Annotated in this window: 15 protein-coding genes; 5 read left to right on the top strand and 10 right to left on the bottom strand. The window is 63.6% G+C overall.

Annotated features, from left to right (window positions below; all coding sequences use genetic code 11):
* Window positions 1–7: 7 nt before the first annotated feature.
* From AC56KZ_RS11890 to rpsB, 6 genes are all read right to left on the bottom strand, one after another.
* Window positions 8–841: a phosphatidate cytidylyltransferase gene (locus AC56KZ_RS11890; RefSeq protein WP_497162369.1), complete on the bottom strand. Its 834-nt coding sequence runs from the start codon at window positions 839–841 to the stop codon at window positions 8–10.
* The gene (gene uppS, locus AC56KZ_RS11885; protein ID WP_497162368.1) at window positions 841–1,602 is read right to left on the bottom strand and encodes a polyprenyl diphosphate synthase; all 762 of its coding nucleotides are present in this window, start codon (window positions 1,600–1,602) and stop codon (window positions 841–843) included. Before uppS ends, AC56KZ_RS11890 begins: the two co-directional genes overlap by 1 nt.
* 75 nt (window positions 1,603–1,677) lie before the next feature.
* Complete coding sequence (frr, locus tag AC56KZ_RS11880) at window positions 1,678–2,238, bottom strand: ribosome recycling factor (RefSeq protein WP_497162367.1); 561 nt, start codon at window positions 2,236–2,238, stop codon at window positions 1,678–1,680.
* Between the two features lie 46 nt (window positions 2,239–2,284).
* A complete protein-coding gene (gene pyrH / locus AC56KZ_RS11875) occupies window positions 2,285–3,001 on the bottom strand; it encodes a UMP kinase (protein WP_497162366.1) in 717 nt (238 codons plus the stop codon).
* A gap of 173 nt (window positions 3,002–3,174) precedes the next feature.
* Window positions 3,175–4,083 carry a translation elongation factor Ts gene (gene tsf / locus AC56KZ_RS11870; RefSeq protein ID WP_497162365.1) on the bottom strand — a complete coding sequence of 303 codons (909 nt, stop codon included), beginning with the start codon at window positions 4,081–4,083 and terminating at the stop codon, window positions 3,175–3,177.
* Between the two features lie 149 nt (window positions 4,084–4,232).
* On the bottom strand, window positions 4,233–4,982 hold the full coding sequence (gene rpsB, locus AC56KZ_RS11865; RefSeq protein ID WP_497162364.1) for a 30S ribosomal protein S2: 750 nt from the start codon (window positions 4,980–4,982) through the stop codon (window positions 4,233–4,235).
* Window positions 4,983–5,289: 307 nt separating this feature from the next.
* Here rpsB and map point away from each other — a divergent pair, with 307 nt between their 5' ends.
* From map to AC56KZ_RS11850, 3 genes are read left to right on the top strand one after another with little or no spacing between them, the layout of a single operon-like run.
* Window positions 5,290–6,114: a type I methionyl aminopeptidase gene (map, locus tag AC56KZ_RS11860; protein WP_497162363.1), complete on the top strand. Its 825-nt coding sequence runs from the start codon at window positions 5,290–5,292 to the stop codon at window positions 6,112–6,114.
* A 9-nt stretch (window positions 6,115–6,123) separates the two neighbouring features.
* Window positions 6,124–8,712, top strand: a complete 2,589-nt coding sequence (locus tag AC56KZ_RS11855) for a [protein-PII] uridylyltransferase (RefSeq protein ID WP_497162362.1) — start codon at window positions 6,124–6,126, stop codon at window positions 8,710–8,712.
* Between the two features lie 41 nt (window positions 8,713–8,753).
* On the top strand, window positions 8,754–9,500 hold the full coding sequence (locus AC56KZ_RS11850) for a pseudouridine synthase (protein WP_497162361.1): 747 nt from the start codon (window positions 8,754–8,756) through the stop codon (window positions 9,498–9,500).
* On the opposite strand, the gene AC56KZ_RS11845 is transcribed toward AC56KZ_RS11850, so the two are convergent.
* The gene (locus AC56KZ_RS11845) at window positions 9,473–10,123 is read right to left on the bottom strand and encodes a TetR/AcrR family transcriptional regulator (protein ID WP_497162360.1); all 651 of its coding nucleotides are present in this window, start codon (window positions 10,121–10,123) and stop codon (window positions 9,473–9,475) included. The two genes, AC56KZ_RS11850 and AC56KZ_RS11845, sit on opposite strands and share 28 nt — an antisense overlap.
* Window positions 10,124–10,213: 90 nt before the next feature.
* Between AC56KZ_RS11845 and AC56KZ_RS11840 the strand changes: the two genes are divergently transcribed.
* Together AC56KZ_RS11840 and AC56KZ_RS11835 are read left to right on the top strand one after the other, a co-directional pair.
* On the top strand, window positions 10,214–11,320 hold the full coding sequence (locus AC56KZ_RS11840; protein ID WP_497162359.1) for an aldo/keto reductase: 1,107 nt from the start codon (window positions 10,214–10,216) through the stop codon (window positions 11,318–11,320).
* A gap of 108 nt (window positions 11,321–11,428) precedes the next feature.
* A complete protein-coding gene (locus AC56KZ_RS11835) occupies window positions 11,429–12,928 on the top strand; it encodes a peptide MFS transporter (RefSeq protein WP_497162358.1) in 1,500 nt (499 codons plus the stop codon).
* A 67-nt stretch (window positions 12,929–12,995) separates the two neighbouring features.
* Here AC56KZ_RS11835 and AC56KZ_RS11830 read toward each other — a convergent pair whose 3' ends face one another.
* Genes AC56KZ_RS11830 through AC56KZ_RS11820 form a run of 3 tightly spaced genes read right to left on the bottom strand, consistent with a single transcriptional unit; the run spans window position 12,996 to window position 16,260 of the window.
* Entirely contained in the window at window positions 12,996–14,330 is a 1,335-nt protein-coding gene (locus tag AC56KZ_RS11830) for a hybrid sensor histidine kinase/response regulator (protein ID WP_497162357.1), read from the bottom strand.
* Window positions 14,331–14,342: 12 nt separating this feature from the next.
* On the bottom strand, window positions 14,343–15,812 hold the full coding sequence (locus AC56KZ_RS11825) for an ATPase domain-containing protein (RefSeq protein WP_497162356.1): 1,470 nt from the start codon (window positions 15,810–15,812) through the stop codon (window positions 14,343–14,345).
* Complete coding sequence (locus AC56KZ_RS11820; RefSeq protein ID WP_497162355.1) at window positions 15,802–16,260, bottom strand: hypothetical protein; 459 nt, start codon at window positions 16,258–16,260, stop codon at window positions 15,802–15,804. The genes AC56KZ_RS11825 and AC56KZ_RS11820 overlap by 11 nt, the downstream gene beginning before the upstream one ends.
* Window positions 16,261–16,435: the final 175 nt, after the last annotated feature.

The raw sequence follows: 16,435 nt of genomic DNA, 5'->3' as shown, positions 1-16,435 counted from the left end.
AAACTCCTTACAGCCAGGCGCCAACCAGCGCCGCCAGCGGCAACACCGGCACCAGGGCGTCGATCCGGTCGAGCACCCCGCCATGGCCCGGCAGCAGGTTGCTGCTGTCTTTCATGCCGGCGCGGCGCTTGAGCTGGGATTCGAACAGGTCGCCAACCACACTGGCGGCGACGATCAGGATCAGGGTCAGGTAGGTGACAGCCCAGCCGAGGCTGGCCTGCACGCGTACCGGGAAGGTGTCGGCAAGCGGCTCGCCGCCGAACAGGATCACCAGCGTGGAAATGAGGATAACGGCCATGGCGCCGCCGTACACGCCTTCCCAGGATTTATTCGGAGAGATCGATGGGGCCAGTTTACGCTTGCCGAAGGCCTTGCCCGAGAAATAGGCGAAGACGTCGGCGCACCAGACGATGGCCAGCACCGACAGCAGGTAGAGCGGCGAGTAGGCATACAGCGTGACGATGGCGGCGAAGCAGCCCACCAGCGACACCGCATAGGTCAGGCTGAGCAGCGTATTGCCGACGCTGTCCAGGGGCGGCAGGCCGGTTTTCAGGGAAGGCACGAAGCGCAGCAGCCAGACCATGATGCTGATCACGAACCAGAAGCTGCGGCTGGCGCTGGTGTCGGCCAGGAAGAAGGTCCAGGCGAAAGCCGCCGTCCAGAACACGGCGACGATGACGGCCTTGTTCGAGGTCGGGTTAAACAGGCGGAACGTCTCCCAGACCGCCGCCCCGAAGAAGGCGACCGCGACTACCGCGAAGGCTGTGTGATTGTTGGAATACAGGACAGGCAGGAGCACTGCCAGCAGCACGAGCGCGGTGACGATCCGGGTTTTCAGCATCAGCTTGTCTTGTTCTCTTTATTCGCTACTTGTTCGCCGGTGCGGCCGAAGCGGCGCTCGCGGTTCTGGTAGGACGCGATGGCCGCGTCCAGCGACTCGACCGAAAAGTCGGGCCAGTAGGTATCGGTGAAATACAGCTCGGAATAGGCCAGCTGCCACAGCAGGAAGTTGGAGATGCGCTCTTCGCCGCCGGTGCGGATGAACAGGTCGGGCTCGGGTGCATAGGCCATCGCCAGGTGCGGCGCCAGCATGTCTTCGGTAAATTCCGCCTGGCCCGGATGGGCCGCGACCATCTTGCCGGTGGCCTGCATGATGTCCCAGCGGCCGCCGTAGTTGGCGCAGACGGTGACGGTCAGGCGGGTATTGCCGGCGGTGCGGCGCTCGGCGTTGGCGATCATCTCGCGCAGCTTGGCGTCGAAGCGCGACAGGTCGCCGACCACTTTCAGGCGGATGTTATTCGCATGCATCTTCGAGACTTCGCGCTCGAGCGCGGTCACGAACAGGCGCATCAGCAGCGACACTTCCTCTTCCGGGCGGCGCCAGTTTTCCGACGAGAACGCGAACAGGGTCAGGTATTCGACCCCGCGCCGCACGCAGGCCTCGACCACGCCACGCACGGCTTCGACGCCCTTGACGTGGCCGGCAACGCGCGGCAACAGGCGCTTCGTTGCCCAACGGCCATTACCGTCCATGATGACGGCGATATGGCGCGGAACGGCCGGCACTTCGGGAACTACAGTCGTGGAACTCTTGAAGATCATAAATCCATTGCCATGACGGCGAATACGGAATAAAAAAAAGTGGCGCGCCCGGCAATCCATGGGCGCGCCAGCATATTACACGGTCAGGACTTCTTTTTCTTTTTCCGCAACCATCTTGTCGATGTCGATGACGAACTTGTCGGTCAGCTTCTGGATCTCGTCCGAGGAGCGGCGCTCGTCGTCTTCCGATGCCGACTTGTCCTTGACCATCTTCTTGAGCTGCTCGTTGGCGTCGCGGCGGATGTTGCGCACGGCAATCTTTGCGTCTTCGGCTTCCGACTTGACCAGCTTGACCATTTCCTTGCGGCGCTCTTCGGTCAGGGCCGGGGTCGGCACACGGACCAGCTCGCCAAAGGTCGACGGGTTCAGGCCGAGGTCGGAGTCGCGGATCGCTTTTTCGATCGTGCTCAGCATCTTCTTTTCGTAAGGCTGCACGCCGATGGTGCGGGCGTCGATCAGGGTGACGTTGGCGACCCCGGTCAGCGGCGTCGGCGAGCCGTAGTAGTCGACCATGATGTGGTCGAGGATGCCGGTGTGGGCGCGGCCGGTGCGCACCTTGGCCAGGTCGGCGCGCAAGGTTTCGATCGACTTGGTCATGCGCTCTTGCGCATTCTTCTTCACGTCAGCTAAGGACATGCTGCTCTCCTGTTATGGGGTAGTAAGTATTGGTAGGGTGAACTGCTCAGACGTGGACCAGGGTGCCTTCGTCCTCGCCCATGATCACGCGCATCAGGGCGCCCGGCTTGACGATCGAAAACACCTTGATCGGCAGCTTCTGGTCGCGGCACAGGGCGAACGCGGTGGCGTCCATCACCTGCAGCTGCTTCGAGATCGCTTCGTCGAAGGAAATCGTCTCATAACGGGTGGCGGTCGGATCCTTTTGCGGATCGGCAGTATAGACGCCATCGACCTTGGTGGCCTTCAGCACGATCTGCGCGCCCACTTCGGCGCCGCGCAGGGCGGCCGCGGTATCGGTGGTGAAGAAGGGGTTGCCGGTGCCGGCGGCAAAGACGACGACCTTGCCCTCTTCCAGGTATTGCAGCGCTTTCGGGCGCACGTAGGGCTCGACCACCTGGTCGATGCCGATGGCCGACATCACGCGTGCGGTGATGCCGACGTGGCGCATGGCGTCGGCCAGGGCCAGCGCGTTCATGACGGTGGCCAGCATGCCCATGTAGTCGGCGGTAGCGCGGTCCATGCCCTGCGCACCCGGCGCCACGCCGCGGAAGATGTTGCCGCCGCCAATCACGATCGCCACCTCGACACCTGCCTTTGCCACTTCGGCGACGTCTGCGACCATGCGGTCGATGGTGACGCGGTTGATGCCGAACTGGTCGTCGCCCATCAGTGCTTCGCCAGACAGTTTAAGCAGGACTCGTTTGTAGGCTGGTTTTGTCATGATGAAGCGCTCTCCTGTGTGTTTGTTTCGAATTCGGGTCTGGCCGGCGGTTTGCACCTGGCCTCATCTGCCAATGTACAGATGGTGGCGAAACTGGCGCGCACGGCGTACGGCGCGCGCGCCTGCCGTAAACGAGCAGGTTAAAAAAACGGGCCTCTCGGCCCGCTTTCACATTACTGCTTGTTGGCAGCCATCTGCGCCGCAACTTCTGCTGCGAAGTCGTCGACCTTCTTCTCGATGCCCTCGCCCACGACGTACATCGTGAAGCCCTTCACCGTGGTGTTGGCGGCTTTCAGCATCTGCTCGATCGACTGCTTGTCGTTCTTGACGAAGGTCTGGTTCAGCAGCGACACTTCTTTCAGATACTTCTGGACCGAACCTTCGAGGCGCTTGGCCAGGATTTCCGGCGACTGGGCCGGCTTGCCTGCGGCAGCAGCCGCGTCGGCATCTTCCTGGGCCTTGAGCTGGGCGACCGAACGCTCTTTCTCGATCAGTTCGGCAGGCACGCCTTCCGACGACAGGGCGACCGGCTTCATCGCGGCGATGTGCATCGCGACGTCCTTGCCGACTTGCTCGTCCGCACCGTCGTAGTCGACGATGACGCCGATACGGCTGCCGTGCAGGTAGGAAGCGAGCTTGCCCGTGGTCTCGAAGCGCTGGAAGCGGCGCACGGTCATATTTTCACCGATTTTGCCGATCAGTGCCGAACGCAGCGCGTCGAAGGTCTGGCCGCCGACATCGAGGTTGGACAGGGCGGCGACGTCGGCAGGGTTCTGCTCGGCGACCAGCTTGGCTGCCAGGTTGGCCATGGCCATGAATTCGTCGTTCTTGGCGACGAAGTCGGTTTCGCTGTTGATTTCGACCAGCGCGCCGATGTTGCCGGCGATGTAGCTGGCGACCACGCCTTCGGCGGTCACGCGTGCCGAGGCTTTCGATGCCTTGCCGCCCAGCTTGACGCGCAGGATCTCTTCGGCACGGCCCATGTCGCCTTCGGCTTCGGTCAGGGCCTTCTTGCATTCCATCATCGGCGCATCGGTCTTCGCGCGCAGTTCACCAACCATCGCTGCAGTAATAGCTGCCATGTTTCTCTCCTAAATATGTTCAACAGGGTACGAACGCCACAGGGCACTCGCACGATATGTAAATGGAATTGCCGGGCTTAAAAAAAGGGGTGCTCAGCTATGGCTCGGCACCCCTCTTTTGTCGCAGCGGACCGCGGTCCGCCTGTCGATTACGCCTGCTCGGAGACTTCGACGAAGTCGTCGCCGCCGGCCTTGACCATCTCGGCCACTTCGTTGGTGGCGTTGGCACGGCCTTCCAGGATCGCATCGGCCACGCCGCGTGCGTACAGGGAAATGGCCTTCGACGAGTCGTCGTTACCCGGGATGACGTGGGTCACGCCTTCTGGCGAGTGGTTGGTATCGACGATGCCGATGACCGGGATGCCCAGCTTGCCGGCTTCGGTGATGGTGCCCTTGTGGTAGCCAACGTCGACGACGAAGATCGCGTCAGGCACGCCGCCCAGGTCCTTGATGCCGCCGATCGACTTCTGCAGCTTGACCATCTCGCGCTCGAACATCAGGCCTTCTTTTTTCGACAGCTTCTCGACCGAACCGTCTTCGATCTGGGCTTCCATTTCCTTCAGGCGCTTGATCGAGGTCTTGATGGTCTTGAAGTTGGTCAGCATGCCGCCGAGCCAACGCTGGTCGACGTAAGGCACGCCAGCGCGCTGGGCTTCAGCGGCGATGATGTCGCGCGCCTGGCGCTTGGTGCCGACCATCAGGATGGTGCCGCGGTTGGCCGAGATCTGCTTGATGGTTTTCATCGCATCCTGGTACATCGCCATGGTCTTTTCCAGGTTGATGATGTGGATTTTGTTGCGATGACCAAAGATGAACGGCGCCATCTTCGGGTTCCAGAAACGGGTCTGGTGACCGAAGTGAATACCGGCTTCCAGCATTTCGCGCATAGTAACGGACATGTAATTCTCCAGGGTTAAGTCTTGAATATCGGCCAGTCACCTCGAGGGCACCCTTGTTGGCCGATTTCGCGATTTGAATAAATAAAATGGATTACTTTTGACAACATTGCCGGACCTCAGCCCAAGCAACCCGAGATTCTAGCCGGATCCGTCCATTAATTCAAGCGTTCCCTCCTGCCATTCGATGTCCGCCCTCGGCAACTGGCGCACCGATCACTTATAATGAGAGGAATATTGCAACTGGCACCATTCTGCCCTGCGCGCACAAGCTTACAGAACCCATCTCTCTCATTGTCCTTCATTGCCCATGACCATCTCCATCAAAACTCCGGAAGAAATCGAAGGCATGCGCCTGGCTGGCCGCCTCGGTTCCGAAGTGCTCGACTACATCACGCCCTTCGTCAAGGCCGGCGTCACCACTGGCGAACTCGACCGCCTGTGCCATGAATACATGGTCAATGTGCAGGGCACCACGCCGGCTCCGCTGAACTACGCGCCGCCGGGCTATCCGCCCTTTCCGAAAGCGGTCTGCACCTCGCTCAACGACGTCATCTGCCACGGCATCCCGGGCGACAGGGTATTGAAAAACGGCGACGCGATGAACATCGACGTCACCATCATCACGAAGGATGGCTTCCACGGCGACAACAGCCGCATGTTCTTCATCGGCGAACCTTCGATCCTGGCGAAACGCCTGGCCGAGGTGACCTATGAGTGCATGTGGCTCGGCATCTCGAAAGTGAAACCGGGCGCCTTCCTGGGCGACATCGGCCATGCCATCCAGCAGCATGCCGAGAAAAACGGCTACAGCGTGGTGCGCGAGTTCTGTGGCCACGGCATCGGCCGCGTCTTCCACGAAGAGCCGCAGGTACTGCACTACGGCAAGCCGGGCACCCTGGAAAAACTCGAACCCGGCATGATCTTCACGATCGAGCCGATGATCAACGCCGGCCGCCGCGAGATCAAGGAGATGCCGGACGGCTGGACCATCAAGACCAAGGACCGCAGCCTGTCGGCCCAGTGGGAACACATGATCCTGGTGACCGACACCGGCTACGAGGTGCTGACCCTGTCCGCCGGCAGCCCGCCGCCGCCCGCCATCGTCCAGCAAAAGGACGCGGTTCCGGCATAAGGAGCGGCCGTGACCACTGCCCTGCCCGACCAGACCCGCGTGGCGCTCAAGGCCCGGCTCAAGGCCGAACGCCAGGTGCTGTTCCACGCTTTCCGCGACGACGGCAAGCCGGAAAAGCTGCTGCGCGGCCTGCGCCAGCTGGTCGACGACGTCCTGATCGAGGCCTGGCTGGCCGCTCGCCTGCCCGCCAATACCGCCCTGGTGGGCGTCGGCGGTTACGGGCGCGGCGAACTGTTTCCCTATTCCGACGTCGACCTGCTGGTGCTGCTGGGGGCGCCGCCGGACGCCATCACCCAGGCCAGGCTGGAAGGCCTGGTGCAGCTGCTGTGGGACCTCGGCCTCGAGATCGGGCACAGCATCCGCACGGTCGACGAGTGCATGATCGAGTCGGCCGCCGACATCACGGTGCAAACCAGTCTGCTGGAGGCGCGCCTGGTCAGCGGCGACGCCCAGCTCTTTGCGACCCTGCAGAAGCGCCACCATGAAGCGCTCGACCCGCGCGCCTTCTTCCAGGCCAAGACGGCCGAGATGCGGCTGCGCCATGCCAAGTACGAGTACACGGCGTTTGCCCTCGAGCCCAATTGCAAGGAAAGTCCGGGCGCGCTGCGCGACCTGCAGGTCATCCTGTGGGTCGCGAAAGCCGCCGGGCTGGCCAACTCCTGGGGCCAGTTCGCCACGCGCGAACTGGTCACGCACGAGGAAGCGCGCCAGCTGATGGAAAAGGAGCGCGCCTTCAAGGACATCCGCGTGCGCCTGCACCTGCACACCGGCCGCCGCGAAGACCGCCTGCTGTTCGACGTCCAGACCGCGATCGCGGAATCGTTCGGGCTCACGGACGGCCGCGGCGATGGGGCGCCCGAGGGCGCCCGGCGTGCGTCCGAATACCTGATGCAGCGTTATTACTGGGCCGCCAAGACGGTTACCCAGCTCAATACCCTCCTGCTGCAGAACATCGAGGCGCGCCTGTTCCCGCAACCGGCGGTGGCCGTTCCCATCAACGCCTGCTTCAACGACGTCAACGGTTTCATCGACATCGCCCACGACGATACCTTCGAGCGCAATCCCTCGGCGCTGCTCGAGATTTTCGTGGCCATGACCGAGCGCCCCGAGATCAAGGGCATGACCGCGCGCACCACCCGTGCGCTGTGGCATGCGCGCAGCCTGATCGACGACGCCTACCGCGCCGATCCGGGCAACCGCGCGCATTTCCTGCGCATCCTGAAGGCGCCGACCGGCCTGGTGCATGCGCTGCGGCGCATGAACGACATGGGGGTGCTGGGGCGTTACCTGCCGAACTTCCGCCGCATCGTCGGCCAGATGCAGCACGACCTGTTCCACGTGTACACGGTCGACCAGCACATCATGATGGTGGTGCGCAACCTGCGCCGCTTCACGATGAGCGAACATGCCCACGAATACCCGTTCTGCAGCGCCCTGATCGCCAATTTCCGCGACCGCTGGCTGCTCTACGTGGGGGCCCTGTTCCACGACATCGCCAAGGGCCGCGGCGGCGACCATTCCCAGCTCGGGCGCGAAGACGCCCTCGCCTTCTGCCTGGACCACGGCATGAGCGCGGCGGACACCGAGCTGGTCGTGTTCCTGGTCGAGCAGCACCTGACGATGTCGCAGGTCGCCCAGAAACAGGACCTGTCGGACCCGGACGTGATCCAGGCCTTTGCCGAGGTCGTGAAGGACGAGCGCCACCTGACCGCCCTCTACCTGCTGACCGTGGCCGACATCCGCGGCACCAGCCCGAAGGTGTGGAACGCCTGGAAAGCCAAGCTGCTCGAAGACCTGTACCGCATCACGCTGCGCGTGCTCGGGGGCGAGCCGCATTCGCCCGATCGCGAACTGCGCATGCGCCAGCAGGAAGCGCTGGCCACGCTGCGCCTGTTCGGCCTGCCGGCCGATGCCCACGAGGCCTTGTGGAACCAGCTCGACGTGGTGTATTTCCTGCGCCACGACGCTTCCGACATCGCCTGGCAGACGCGCTGCCTGCACGACCGTTTGAATAGCAGCAAGCCGGTGGTCAAGGCGCGCCTGGCACCGATCGGCGAAGGCCTGCAAGTGGCGGTCTACGTGAAGGACCAGCCCGACCTGTTCGCCCGCATCTGCAGTTATTTCGACCGCAAGAATTTCAGCATCCTCGACGCCAAGATCCACACCACGCGCGACGGCTACGCGCTCGACAGCTTCCTCGTCACCGAGGAAAACTTCGCCAACAACTACCGCGACATCATCAGCCTGATCGAGCACGAGTTGACCGGGCTGCTGCAGGCTCAGGCCCCGTTGCCCCCGGTCACGCGCGCGCGCCTGTCGCGCCTGTCGCGCCACTTCCCGTTCGCGCCCCAGGTCGAGCTGCGCCCCGACGAGCGGGGCAACTATTATGTGCTGTCGATCGGCGCCAACGACCGCACCGGTCTGCTGTATGCGATTGCCAGCGTACTGGCGCGCTACCGCATCAACGTGCACACCGCGAAGATCATGACCCTTGGCGAGCGTGTCGAGGACGTCTTCCTCGTCGACGGCGCCAGCCTGAACAACCCCCGCGTGCTGGTGCAGCTCGAAACCGAGCTGCTCGACGCGCTGGCAATCTGACTTGCCTGCATTTCGTATCCGACCCTACCTGACTGTTATCCATGACCGAACCGCTCCGCCTCTCCAAACGAATGTCCGAACTGGGCCTGTGCTCGCGCCGCGAGGCTGATGAATGGATCGCCCGCGGCTGGGTGCGCGTCGACGGCAAGGTCGTCTCCGAACTGGGCAGCAAGGTGCTGCCCGAGCAGCGCATCACGGTCGAGCGCCAGGCCGCGGCCGAGCAGTCGAAACGCGTCACCATCCTCATCAACAAGCCGATGGGCTATGTGTCGGGCCAGGCCGAGGACGGCTACACGCCGGCGGTGGCCCTGATCAAGCTGGAAAACCGCTGGCCGGAAGACCCGGCCCCCGAGCAGTTCCACCCGACCCAGCTGCGCTCGCTGGTGCCGGCGGGCCGCCTCGACATCGACTCGGTCGGCCTGCTGGTGCTGACCCAGGACGGGCGCGTGGCGAAAACCCTGATCGGCGAAACGACCTCGATCGACAAGGAATACCTGGTGCGGGTCGAGTACACCAAACCGGGCAAGCTGCCCGACAGCGACCTGAAAAAGCTGTGCCACGGCCTGTGGATGGACGGCAAACCGCTGCTGCCGGCCAAGGTGCGCTGGCAGAACGAGGACCAGCTCAGCTTCACCCTGCGCGAAGGCAAGAAGCGCCAGATCCGCCGCATGTGCGACATGGTCGGCCTGAAGGTCATCGGCCTGAAGCGCGTGCGCATCGGGCGCGTGAAACTGGGCGACCTGCCGGTCGGGCAGTGGCGTTACCTGGCGGCGGACGAGTCGTTCTGAGCGCCAGGGGACTTAGCCGGAATCGCCGGCCAGCTGCGCATCGCCATCTCCCCCACGCGCACTAATTTTTCACGTGTCGCGCCATCGCGGGCCAGGGTAGACATACCCTGGATCACGGCCATCGCCATCGCCGCCAGTCCTTCGGCATCGGTGTCGCCCGGCAGCTCCTTGCTGTCGATGGACTCCAGAATCTTCGCCCGCAAGCGCGCTTCGATCGCGCTCCGGATCGCGGCCAGCTCCAGCTTGACGTCGTCGGCCGCGGCCGAACAACTGATGACCGAGCTGGCAAGCAGGCAACCGGGCGGCGTGTCCTCCCCGGTAAAACCAATTGCAGCGGCATTGAACAGATCGCGCGCGGCCTGGCGTGCCGACGCGGCGCCGTCGATAATGGTGTCGGAGGTAACCGGCCCCGACATATATAGTCCGACAGCGTCGAGGAACAGCCTTTTCTTGTCTCCGAATGCCGAATAGATACTCGACGGTTTCACCCCCAGGGTGGTGGTGAGGTCGTTCAGGGAGGTGGCTTCGTAGCCGTGCTGCCAAAACAGGACCATCGCCTTGTGCAAGGCTTGATCGCGGTCGAAGGACAGGGGCCTGCCCTTTTTCTTGCTGGTCTGACTCATATTCTAGTGATCGTTAGGAAAATACTTGTATGCCTGGCTGGACTCGGCTATGATTTTCCTATCAATCACTCAGAAAGTAAAGATATGGCGATGGCAGACTATCGTACCCTTGGACGCTCCGGGCTTGTGGTCAGCCCTTTCTGCCTCGGCACCATGACCTTCGGCACCGCGCGCTGGGGTTCGGGCGAGCAGGATTCGCGGGCGGTCTTCGACGCCTACCTCGACACGGGCGGAAATTTCATCGATACCGCCGATGTGTATTCGAGTGGCCGCAGCGAGGAAATGCTGGGTAAATTCATGGAGGGTGCGTCACTACGCGAGCGCATCGTGTTGGCCACCAAATCCGGTTTTGCCGACGGTGAGGGTCCTCATGGCGGCGGCAATGGCGCCAAGCACATCCACCGCGCGCTCGAGGCATCTTTGCGCCGGCTGCAGACCGACTATATCGACCTGTACTGGGTTCACGTATGGGACTCGGTGACGCCGGCGGAAGAACTGCTGGAGACCATGACGACGCTGGTGCGCTCCGGGAAAATTCGCTATTGGGGCATTTCCAACACGCCAGCCTGGTACACCGCGAAGCTGGCGACCCTGGCGGCGGCACGCGGTGTTCCGGGCCCGATCGCCTTGCAATATTTTTATTCCCTGGTGAACCGCGATATCGAAAACGAGTTCATCCCCCTGGCGGCGGAATTCGGCATGGGCATCGTACCCTGGAGTCCGCTGGCCTTCGGCCTGCTCACGGGAAAATATGACCGGGCAAGTGTCGAGCGCGCCGGACCGCGCGCCGGTGGGTTGCCGCGCGGGGCGGCGCAGGAGAGCGATCAAAGGCCGCAGGACGACAAACGGCTCGATGGCGCCAACCCGTTTGGCGATTCTCTATTTACCGAACGAAACTGGACCATCCTCGACGCGCTCAAGATAGTTGCCGACGACACCGGATTGAGCCAGGCGCGGATTGCCTTGGCCTGGGTGACTTCCCGGCCCGGTGTGAGCTCGACTTTGCTGGGCGTCAGCCGCGTGGAACAACTCGCCGACAACCTGGCCGCACTGGACACGGTATTGTCACCGCAACATCATCAGGCCCTGGACGCCGTCAGCGCGACCGAGCAAGCCATGCTGTACAGCTTGTTTACGCCCCTGGTCCGGCAGCACGCCGTGTTCGGCGGCAGCTCGGTACGCCGTCTCATCGCCTGACATTTATCTCCCGCCCTTTCACGATTGCATCTTCCCTTGGCCTGAAGTAGCATGCACCGGCTTGCCGCCGGTCATGCATTGGCGGCGCCATATCAACAAGGGAGACAAATGAAAACGGAAATTCTACCGTACAGCCAGACCCGCTCATTCATGACGGTCTGGATGATCGAGTTGTGGGAGCGCTTCGGCTACTACGGCATGCAGGCGCTGATCGTCTACTTCATGGTCCAGCGCATGGGCTTCGACGACAGCCGCGCCAACCTGGTCTGGGGCGCCGCGGCGGCCCTGATCTACGTGGCGCCGGCGATCGGCGGCTGGATCGGCGACCAGGTGCTCGGCACCCGCCGCTGCATGGTGCTCGGCGCCGTCATCCTCTCGCTCGGCTACGCGCTGATGGCGATTCCGTCGACCGATACCTGGCACCTGTTCTCGGCCCTGGGCGTGATCGTGGTCGGCAACGGCCTGTTCAAGCCGAACACCGCCAACCTGGTGCGCAAGATCTATGAAGGCGACGATTCCAAGATCGACAGCGCCTTTACCATGTACTACATGGCCGTCAACGTCGGCTCGACCATCTCGATGCTGGCCACGCCCTGGATCAAGGACCACGTCAACGCCACCTACGGCAACGAGATCGGCTGGCACGCCGCCTATGCCTTCTGCAGCGTGGGCCTGATGATCGGCCTGATGACCCTGATGCTGATGCGCGCGAGCATCCGCCACGTCGGCTCGACCCCGGACGAAAAGCCGCTCGACATGGGCAAGCTGGCGATGGTGCTGGCCGGCGGCGTGGTCGCGGTCGGCCTGTCGGCCGTGATCCTGCAGTACCAGAGCCTGGCGCGCATCTTCGTCTACCTGGCCGGCGTCGTGGTGCTCGGCATCTTCGCGCACCTGATCAGGAAGAGCGAGCCGAGCGAACGCGCCGGCCTGATCGCGGCCCTGGTGCTGACGCTGCAGACGGTCTTCTTCTTCATCTTCTACCAGCAGATGTCGACCTCGCTGTCGCTGTTCGCCCTGCGTAACGTCGACCTCAATTTCGTCGTGTTCGGCAGCCAGCTGTGGACCTGGTCCCCGGCCCAGTTCCAGGCGCTGAATGCGATCTGGATCATGCTGCTCTCCCCGGTGCTGGCCTGGATGTACACCCGCGCCGGCCGCAGCGGCAACGACCTGTCGATCGCCGGCAAGTTCGCGCTCGGGTTCGCGGTGGTCGCCGCCGGCTTCTTCACCTATGGCTTCGCCGACAAGTTCGCCGTCAACGGCCTGACCTCGTCGTGGATCATGATCGCCGGCTACGGCCTGTATTCGCTGGGCGAGCTGCTGGTCTCCGGCCTCGGCCTGGCGATGGTGGCGCGCTACGTGCCGGCGCGCATGGGCGGCTTCATGATGGGCGCCTATTTCGTGGCCTCCGGCATCTCGCAATACCTGGGCGGCGTGGTGGCCAACTATGCCAGCGTCCCGCAAGGCATGACCGATCCGCTGCAGACGCTGCCGATCTACACCAGCCTGTTCAACAAGCTGGGCATCGCCGCCGTCCTCTGCACGCTGATCGCGCTGGCCGTGCTGCCGCTGATGCGCAAGCTGACCGCAACGCACCACGCGCACCAGTAATCGTTCAGGCGTAAAAAAAGCACAAGGTCCGGTTCGCCGGCCTTGTGCTTTTTTTATGGGCGGGTAGTCAGCGGCGCGCGGCCACCAGCGCCAGCAGCGTGTCCGGATTGACCGGCTTGACCAGGTAGTGGTCGAAGCCGGCCGCCTCGGCCCGGGCGCGGTCGTCGGCCTGGCCATAGCCGGACAGGGCGATGGACACCGGTGTCCTGGCCTCGGCGCGCAGGCGGCGCACCACTTCCAGGCCGTCCATGCCGGGCAGGCCGATGTCGCAGACGACGACGTCGAACTCGTTCGATAACAGGGCGTCGAGGCCGCTGCAGCCGTCGTGCGCCAGGCTGACCTCGTGCCCTTCCATGTCGAGAAAGGCCTTCAGGGCCTCGGCGGCGTCAATGTTGTCCTCGATGATGAGGACCCGGCAGGGAGCGCTGCCGGCATGCGTCGCAGCGGGAGGAGGCGCGGCTTGCGGCAAGTCGCAGCCGGGCAGGCGCAGGATGAAGCGGCTGCCCTGCCCGACCCCGGGGCTCTCGGCCCGGATCGTCCCGCCATGCATGGCGACCAGGTTGCGCACCACGTTCAGGCCCACGCCCAGGCCGCCTTCCGAGCGCGCCAGCGAGCGCGGACCCTGGGTAAACAGGTCGAAGATATGCGGCAGGACTTCGGGCCCGATGCCGGTGCCGTTGTCGGCCACGGTTGCCACGACCTCGTCGCCCTCCGCGACCACGTCGAGGGTGATCGTGCCGCCGTCGCCCGTGTATTTCGAGGCGTTGCCGAGCAGGTTGGTAAATACCTGGGCCAGCCGCACCCGGTCGCCACGGGCGCCGAGCGTGGCCGGCGGCAGCCGTACTTCGAGCTGCTGGCCGCGTTCGCGCACGCGCGGCAGCACGGTTTCGACGGCCTGGTCGATGATCTCGGGCAGGGCCAGCGGCTCGCGCTGGATCGTGATCTTGCCGCTGCTGATGCGCGCCGCGTCGAGCAGGTCGTCGAGCAGCCTGGCCATGTGGTCGACCTGGCGGCGGATGACTTTCGAGAAATTCAAGACCTCGGGCGAGGCGTTGACCGAGCGCTCGATCAGCATCGACGACATGCTGATCGGCACCAGGGGATTGCGCAGCTCGTGGGCCAGCATGGCGAGGAATTCGTTCTGGCGCCGGTTGACTGCCTCGGCCTCGTCGCGCAGGCTTTGCTCGTTGATGGCCGCCAGCACCAGATGCTCGTTGGCCTCGCGCAGGCGCTTCACGCTGCGTTCGAGCTCTTCCTTGTCGCGCAGGGCCGTCTGTTGCCGCGCGACCTCGTCTTCGAGGCAGGCGATGTGGCGCAGCAGCGCGCCGGTATAGGCGTCGGGCTGAGCTAGGCCCGGATCGGGGGAACGCTGCATCGAGCCTGGTTCTTTGTCATGAAACATTCCCCATTCTCCTCATTTGGACAGGAAGTCCCGTGCCGAGCCGCCGTTCAGGACGCCGGATACTTCGGTGGGCAGTTCATCCACCTCGAGTCCTTCGTCCGTGATGCGGTAGGCGCGCAGGTCGGTGCTGTGGGCACTGCCGCGCACCTTCACCACCGACATGAACTTGTGCAGCCTGCCGTCCACCTCGGCGTAGCGCAGGGCCACGATCGCGTCGGTCAGGTAGGCGATGTTGTCCTGGCAGAAAGTCAGCCCGGTGAATACATCGTCGTGACCGATGGTGACGATGGCGCTGACATCGAGCTTGGCCACCGTCGACAGCATGCGAAACACCGCCAGGCGAAAATCGGCGCGGGATTCGGTCGCCATATACAGCCCGAACTCGGACAGGGAATCGATCACGAGACGCCTGGCGCCGGTGCGCTGCAAGGTGGTCACCAGTTCGTCGATCAGTTCGTCGACGGTCAGGTCGAGCAGGCGGCTCTCCAACACGGTCACGGCGCCGCGTTGCACCATTTCGGCCAGCTCGGCGTTGCGCAAGCGTGGCGTGCCCTTCTCGAAATACACCGCGACGCCCTGTTCGCCCAGGCGGTCGCCCTCTTGCAGGAAGCGCGTGGCGATGATGGTCTTGCCGGCGCCCGACGGCCCGGCGATGAGCATGGTATGCCCTTGCGGCAGCCCGCCGAGCATCAGCGCGTCGATCCCCGGCACGCCGGTCGAGATGCGCCGCGCTTCACGGTCGACCGGGACACCCGGCAGGCGGTCGTCGGCGAGTGCCGGCAGGATGCGCGGATAGATGCGCAGGCCGTCGCCCGTGATGCGCAGGTTGTGCGAGCCGGTCAGGTGCGCGCATCCGCGCATCTTCAGGACGCGCAGCTTGCGCACGACCGTGCTGTGCTCCTGCACCTGGCCGAGTGAAATCAGGCCGTCGGCCACCGTCATGATCGGATTGGCTTCGGGGTCGGCATTGCCGTACTCGCCGATCAGGAAAGTCGTGGCCTGCCAGCTCGTCATGCGCGTGCCCAGCTCCTGGATGAAGTACTGGAGGTCGACCACGCCTTCGTTGCCGGGCTTGGCCGTCTGCACGACCGAGCGGAACGAATCGACGAACACCAGCGAGGGTGCGAAATCTTCGATTTCCGCCATGATCCGTTCGAGCACGCCGGAAAAATCCCCGCTGCGCAGGCTGTCGCTCAGGTTCACATAGCGGATCGCGGGACCGACCTTGTCGAGGTCGAAGAAGGTGAACTGCTGCTGGTAACGCAGCATTTTCAGTGGCGGCTCGCCGAGCACGGTAAAGAACAGCGCGCGCCGCTCGGGCGTGGCCAAGGCGAACATGATCTGGTGCGCGAGCGTGGTCTTGCCGCTGCCCGGCGGGCCGGCGACGAGGTTGAAAGAAAACTCCGGAAGGCCTCCGCCCAGGAGCGTGTCCAGTCCTGGCACCCCGGTGTTCAAAAGACCCAAGGATACTTTATCGGTCATCTACATCTACTCCTGTCATTGCCTGTGCCCGTCCGACGTCATCGAGTACGACGTGCAACAGCTGTTTCGTCAGCGCGTCGCCGATCAAAGTTCCCAGCAGCGTGGTGAAAGTGGCGAGCAATTCGTCATTGGTGGCTGGCGCTCGCTCGGGTCCGACGTCGGTCAGGGTCTTGCTCAAGGCGATGAACAGGTCCGACATGGGACGGGCGCCATCGCCCGTGCCCAGGCGTTCGGCGCGCACATTGGTCAGGCGCAGTGCCCGTCCGACCAGCGCGCAAAACCCGCTTTCGCCGATCAGGGGTGTCAGTTGCACGCTCATCAGCAGCCAGGGCTGCACGAGCGAGGCAACGGCGGCAGTCTCTGCGGCCGTTGCTACTGCCTTGCTGGGCTTGTTCGTCGGCCCGGCGTCATTCGGCGACCGTGGCCGCTGGCCTTCTGTATGATCCATGCTCGCTGTTAGGCTCTGGTGTGTTATGTGGCCTGCCTGCCTGCTGGCCGACTGATCCCTGATTATAAAGCCAGGATGAATGATTATTACCAAACAAATATGCGATGTGAGCAAAAAGTTATCAGGTCGGCTGCATTGTTAAAAGTTATTGGCCGCGTGTATCCCCTGCGACATA

This window comes from Telluria sp. LT2P34 (assembly GCF_059685915.1).
Note: the sequence above shows the minus strand (reverse complement) of the source record. Positions and strands in the feature narration are given on the sequence as shown.